Here is a 3,758-nt window from a genome sequence, read left to right on the forward strand (position 1 = left end):
CGACCGGCTCCTGCCCGATGTGAGTGCCCTCATCCCACAGCTCCACCATCCGCCGTCGAGCAGCAGCGTGATCTTCATCACCGGTCCCAGCCGCACCGCCGATATTGAACAAACGCTCACGGTCGGTGTGCACGGGCCGAAAGAACTGCATGTTCTGCTGCTCGAGTGAACCGTTTGCCAAGCGATGATGTCGAACTTTCAGGACTGTGAGAGAGCCGGACGCCAGGGAGCACGAATTTTTTCTCAGGGGGAGAAACAGGCGCAAGGACGTCGCATCAGAGGATGATGCGGTCATTGCCGACGCGACACGTGATGCGCAATTGATCGAGGTATTCCAGCAGGGGAATGGCGTATTTCCGGCTCACGCCGGTGATCTGCTTGAAGGTTCCGACATCGAGCGTGGGGGTGAGTGCTTTTCGCGCCCGGATTTGCTCGATGAGAGTTTGAATGACCTGAGCATCGAACGTATGCTCGCCGATGCGCACCCAGGTCCCTCGCTGCACGAGCAAGCGATGGAGTTGTTGAGCGAGCGTCGGCGGGATGCCCAGCGCTTGAGCTGCTTCTTCCAGAGTGGGGGGCTGAAGCCCGGCCTCGCGAAACAGAGTCACGAGGCGTCGCTCGGCGTCGGCCTCAGGCCCGGACAATCGAACCTGATGTGAGGCCAGACGAACGCTCTCTCGCTCAGCTCGAAACTCCGGTTCTCTGAGCAAAACCGACAGCAGAGCAGACGACAGAGACTCCGGAAGATCGCCGAGCACTTTCTCCCGCACCAGGTTCCGGGGCGCTCCTTCTTCCAGCGGATTCTTGCGGTGATACTCTTCCAGGTACCGCTGCAACAGGCGCCTGGTCTCCTCGTAAGCAGAACAGGAGAGAAAATGGCGGGGACGAGCCGGAAGTTCGACGATGCGCCGCTGAGCCACAAGCTCTGCCAGCGTTGATTCCAGTCGAGACTCGGTGAAGTCAGTGAGGGCGGCAAGCTGTGCCAGGCTCATTCCATGCTCCCCTGGGTGAGTGATCCACACGACCAGGCGGTCCTCGACAGTGCTCGTCTCCAATGCCTGGAGTTGATCAACAACGGGATTCACGACGCCCGGTCGGAAGGGACGGTGCTTCTCCGCCTGGGGATGAAGGACAACGCCTCCGCCAATGGTCACCGGGGGAGAGTAACGCCGAACAATGAACCGATCTCCGGCAACAGCGCACGTTGGCGATTCCAGCCGAAGCTGAACCAATGCCGATTCGCCGGGGCGCACCGCCTCGCGATCGAGCATCACGACGCGGGCCAGCAACTCCGCCGTTCCCAGGTGGCACCGCACGCGGGTTCGCGTGGTGATGGCTTGAGGAGCGGTGGGAAGAAGCTCCAGGCGGGCATCAATCATAGATGTCGGTCGGAAGCGACCGACCGGGACCACAACATCGCCGCGTTGAAGATCCTCCACGGCAACGCCCTGAAGATTGAGGGCGGTGCGCTCGCCCGCTCGCGCCCTTTCCACCGACTGACCGTGAACCTGAATCCCGCGAATTGTGGCCCGTCGCCCACGAGGGAGAATTTCGACCTCCTGACCGGGAGAGAACTGACCGGCGATGAGGGTTCCGGTGACCACGGTCCCGAATCCCCGCAACGTGAAGACGCGATCAATGGGGAGTCGCGCCACCGCTTCGATTGTCTTTTCAGGCACCGAGGCCGCCAGCGCCACGAGCGTCTCCTTCAGCTCCTCAATGCCTTCTCCCGTGCGGGAGCTGACGCGAACGACCGGCGCCTGTTCGAGAAACGATCCCGCCACCAGCTCCCGAATGTCTTCGGCGACCAGCTCGATCATTTCCTCATCCACCAGATCAATCTTGGTGATGACCACCAGCCCCGATTTCACCCGCAGCAATCGGCAGATATCGAAGTGCTCGCGGGTCTGGGGCATGACCGACTCAGTCGCTGCGACCACGAGCATGACCAGATCAATTCCATGAGCGCCCGCGAGCATGTTCTTGACGAAGCGTTCGTGGCCGGGAACATCAACAAACCCGAACCGCACGCCTCCGTGGTGCAGGTGGGCGAATCCGATGTCAATGGTGATGCCCCGCTCTTTTTCCTCTTTCAAGCGATCGGTATCAATCCCGGTGAGCGCCTTGATGAGCGCCGTCTTGCCGTGATCAATATGTCCGGCTGTCCCGACGATGATATGCTTCATTGTGCTCGGCCTGCCGACTCAGGGCTTTCGCGGCGGCGGAGGGGAAGGCGGTTTCGTGCCCGATTCCGGTTCGGGCTTCTTCTCCGGTTTCTTTTGCGCCTCCGGCGGCTCGGGCTCGATATCGCCGATCTCGATCTTTCCGGTGAATCGTTTGTAGTTGGTGTACTTGATGATCATGCGGACGTGAACCGTCTGATCGGGAAACTCCAGGTAGTCATCGGCGTAGGTGTAGGTCGGAAACCACAGTTTGTCCTCGATGTTCTCCCGGTAGGTTTCGAACAGGGGGAACTTATTCTCCCGATCCTCGGGCAATCCCTTGCCGCGCACTTTGACGATCATCAAATCCACCGTATCAACCCAGATGCGTCCCTGGAAATACCGTTCGTGAAGCTTCTTCGGATCAGGGCGCTGGCGCGGCGTGACGTCAAAGACGTAGGTCTCGATCTCGTCAATTTTCTCTCGACCGACGTAAGTCAGGTTATACTTGGGCAGGTCTTCCTTGGTCAGAGCGAACGGCTGAATCCCGGCGAAATCGGCAAAGTCGTACTGGGTGACGGCGATTTCCCGGAGCGTCGGCAAGGGGAAATAGATGATGCGTTCCTCGCGCTGGCCCCGATCGTTGACGATGATCTCCGAGACGCGACGAAACTCTCCGGTCACCCGATTACGCGGGCCGAGCGTCTGGAGCAAAATGTCCTGACGGAAGAGGAAGTTTTTGAATTCCTCCCGGAGGCGACTTTCGTTCTCCGTGAACCGACGGATGATCTCCTGAATCTCGGCTTCGGTGGGCCGATCGCCTTGACTCACGACGCCCGCCCGCCCGGGGAGCCCTCCGATTCCGAGAACGATGAGCGCGACGACCACACCAATGGCGCGTTTCATGCTCTCCTCCGTCAGAAGCATCATTTTACCGAACTCACGCCAAAAGAGCTATCCGCTTTCGAGAACGACCTCCGCTGATTCGGAGAACGAACAGCAGGGAATGACCTCCTCACTCTCGCACCTCCAGAGCATCGCGCAGACCATCGCCGATGAGGTTCAAGCAAAAGAGCGTGAGAACGAGCGTGACGCCCGGAAAGACGAGGAGCCAGGGAGCGACTCCCATCGCCTGAACGCCGTCGTGGATGAGCGTTCCCCAACTGGCCTGGGGCGCTTGAATCCCCAATCCGAGAAAGCTCACAAACGCCTCCTGTAACATCACCGAAGGAAGCGTGAGCGTCGTGTAGACGATTAACGGACCGCGCACGTTGGGAAGCAGATGTCGGACGATGATGGCGGGCGTCGAAGCCCCCAGGGCGCGAGCCGCCTCGACGAAGGGTTCGTTCTTGAGCATCAGAACCTGACCGCGAACGATCCGGGCGACCGTCAGCCAGGAAACCGCTCCCAGCGCGATGAAGAGGAAAACCATGCGAACGCCGGGACCGCGCAACCACTGAGCCACCGGACCGAGGGGATCCACACCGAGAAGCCGGACGACCGGTTCCACGACCTCGGGATCGGCAAAGAGCGCCATCAAGACGATCACCAGAAACATATAGGGCAGGGAGTAGAGAACGTCAACGATGCGCATCA

At 60.1% G+C, this 3,758-nt stretch carries 4 protein-coding genes; 1 reads left to right on the forward strand and 3 read right to left on the reverse strand.

Translation table 11 applies throughout. From position 1 onward, the window contains the following. The first annotated feature begins 19 nt into the window (after positions 1–19). Positions 20–169, forward strand: coding sequence for an LUD domain-containing protein (locus VNM72_08665; protein ID HXF05474.1), 150 nt, complete (start codon positions 20–22; stop codon positions 167–169). A 106-nt stretch (positions 170–275) separates the two neighbouring features. Here VNM72_08665 and selB read toward each other — a convergent pair whose 3' ends face one another. From selB to VNM72_08680, 3 genes are all read right to left on the reverse strand, one after another. After that, entirely contained in the window at positions 276–2,186 is a 1,911-nt protein-coding gene (gene selB, locus VNM72_08670; GenBank protein ID HXF05475.1) for a selenocysteine-specific translation elongation factor, read from the reverse strand. Positions 2,187–2,204: 18 nt separating this feature from the next. After that, the gene (locus VNM72_08675) at positions 2,205–3,068 is read right to left on the reverse strand and encodes a hypothetical protein (protein ID HXF05476.1); all 864 of its coding nucleotides are present in this window, start codon (positions 3,066–3,068) and stop codon (positions 2,205–2,207) included. Positions 3,069–3,177: 109 nt separating this feature from the next. Next, on the reverse strand, positions 3,178–3,758 hold a 581-nt coding region (locus tag VNM72_08680; protein ID HXF05477.1), incomplete at its 5' end, for an ABC transporter permease.

The sequence above is a fragment of the Blastocatellia bacterium genome, from assembly GCA_035573895.1.
Lineage (GTDB): Bacteria > Acidobacteriota > Blastocatellia > HR10 > HR10 > DATLZR01.

Coding starts and splice junctions, on each gene's coding strand:
- selB (HXF05475.1), bottom strand. CDS start 2,186: ATGAAGCATATCATCGTCGGGACAGCCGGACATATTGATCACGGCAAG.
- VNM72_08675 (HXF05476.1), bottom strand. CDS start 3,068: ATGAAACGCGCCATTGGTGTGGTCGTCGCGCTCATCGTTCTCGGAATC.